At 65.4% G+C, this 2,224-nt stretch carries 2 protein-coding genes; both read right to left on the reverse strand.

Annotation, left to right across the window (positions count from 1 at the left end; translation table 11 throughout):
• Positions 1–380 (reverse strand): MFS transporter (locus EOD07_RS31540; RefSeq protein WP_127238056.1); only part of this gene is annotated, 380 nt, incomplete at its 3' end.
• Positions 381–652: 272 nt separating this feature from the next.
• The gene (locus tag EOD07_RS31545; RefSeq protein WP_164772734.1) at positions 653–2,071 is read right to left on the reverse strand and encodes a PLP-dependent aminotransferase family protein; all 1,419 of its coding nucleotides are present in this window, start codon (positions 2,069–2,071) and stop codon (positions 653–655) included.
• Between the last annotated feature and the right edge of the window lie 153 nt (positions 2,072–2,224).

Consider the following 2,224-nt stretch of genomic DNA (forward strand, 5'->3'; position numbering starts at 1 on the left):
GTGGCGAAGACGGCGACGAGCATGGCCGAGGCGCCCAGGGCCTGCGCGATGCGAAGGGCAAGGAAGGCCGGTACAAGCGAGGTGACGGCGAGCAGGAAGGAGGCAGCCATGAACGAGAGCGCCCCGCCGATCAGCACCGGGCGCCGGCCGATCCTGTCGGAGATCGGTCCGAAGGCAAGTTGGCCGAGGCCAAGACAGATCATGTAGAGGCTGAGCGTCAGTTGGACGACGGCCGGCGAGATTCCGAGCGCCCCCGGCATGACTGGCACGACGGGAAGATAAATATCCATGGCAAGGGAGGCCAGGATGTCGAAGGGAGACAGAAGCAGCAGGGCTGCTGGCATGGACAAGGTCCATGTCGGCTGGTTCGGAGAAGACATGAGGAAAAATCCGCGCAAATGGTGAGATTTGGCGGCGATCTGAGTCTTTTCTGACGCAATTCCGGACGGAAAACCGCTTTACACTTTTCCTGGAATTGCTCACGAGAAAAACGGGACAGACTGCCGCAACAACGAAGCGCTGTTGCGGCCTACTTGTCTGCCGACTTGCTGGATCCCATGGCTGTCGGTCCCGATGACGTGCGCATGCCCGCCGGCATGGCTATTGGCGGTTCCCTACCAGCCAAAGCCCGATAGGGCAACCGGCGGTCGCACTACGCCGCCTTGCGGCGGGACGCTGCGACCGCTCTTTCCAAGACGGTGAAAATACGCTCGTCGGCGCATTGCGCGACGTTGAAGCGCATGAAGCGGCCAGCGGTATGCGACAGGCTGAAGGCGTTGCCGGGCGCCAGCACAACATTGGCCGACAGCGCATGGCGCGCGACTTCCGCCGCGTCGATGCCGTCGGGCAGACGGCACCAGAGGAACATGCCGGCGGGCTGGTCGATCCAGGGCGCGACGCCCATCGCCTTCAGCCGGCCGGCGGTCTCGGCCATGGCGCGCGACAGGCGGGTGCGCAACTGCTCGACATGCTTGCGGTAGCTGCCGTCCTTCAACAGGGTCAGCACCAGTTCGGCGGACAGCCGGGTGCCGCCGAATGTCGTGGCGATCTTGAGATCGGTCAGGCCTTCCATCCAGTCGGGTGGCGCCGCGATGAAGCCGCAGCGCACCGAGGCCGACAGCGTCTTGGAGAAGGAGCCGATCTGGACGACGCGCTGCAGCCCGTCGAAAGCCGCGAGCCTCGGGGCGGGGCTGTGCTCGAAGTCTGCAAAGATATCGTCCTCGACGATGGTGAGGTCCGCTTGGTCGGCGAGCTTCAGCAGCCGGTGCGCGGTGACCGGCGACAGGATCGCGCCGGTCGGGTTGTGGATGCCGGAATTGGTGATGTAGAGGCGCGGCCGGTGCTCGGCGAGCGCCTCGGCAAAAAGCTCGATGTCCGGACCCGAAGGCGTGTAAGGCACGCCGACCACCTTGGCCTGATGGGCGCGCAGCAGCGCATGGAAGTTGAAATAGCAGGGATCGTCGACCAGGACCGCATCGCCGGGCTCGATCAGGAAGCGGCACAAAAGGTCGATTGCCTGGGTGCCGCAGTCGGTCAGCATGATCTGGTCCGGCGAGACCTCGACGCCATGCCCGGCCATGCGCCTTGCCAGCAATTGGCGCAGCGGCGGCAGGCCAAGCGGCGTGCCGTAGTCGGCGAGCGCGACATCGTCCGCGCGGGCCGCGGTGCGCAGCGCCCGGCGCAGGGCGGCCTGCGGCATCCAGGACGCAGGCAGCCAGCCGCAGCCGGGTTTCAGCATGTCCTCGCCCGCTTCGAGCGACTGCCTCGACACCCAGAGGGGGTCTACAGCGCGGTCGAGCCGAGGACCGATCTCGGCCAGCGACAATGGCGCAAGCTGGCCGGCGGCGTAGAAACCGGAGCCGGGCCGCGAACGGATCGTGCCTTCCGCCGCGAGGCGCTCATAGGCCTCGACCACGGTCGATTTCGAAACCTGCATGGACTTGGCCATGGCCCGTATCGACGGCAGCCGGGCTCCGGGTGTCAGCGTGCGCGCCGCGATGCGCTGGCGGATTGCCGCCATGACGGTTTCGACGAGGGTGGCGCCACCGGCATTTGGGCCCGATGTGTCCATCTGTACTTCCCTGATGACCATTACAGTTTTGTAGAATTGTACTCTATTGTATCTGGCAACGCCATGGCCCGCGCCGGTACGGAAGCGCAAACGGAGCGGATCATGGAAAAGAGTTTCGACGGCTGGCTCAGCGGCTTCATCGGGGTGCTGATC

Source organism: Mesorhizobium sp. M2C.T.Ca.TU.002.02.1.1 (genome assembly GCF_003997225.1).

What these genes read in the sequence shown, in the direction of transcription:
- EOD07_RS31545 (WP_164772734.1), bottom strand. Translation starts at nt 2,071, where the DNA reads ATGGACACATCGGGCCCAAATGCCGGTGGCGCCACCCTCGTCGAAACC.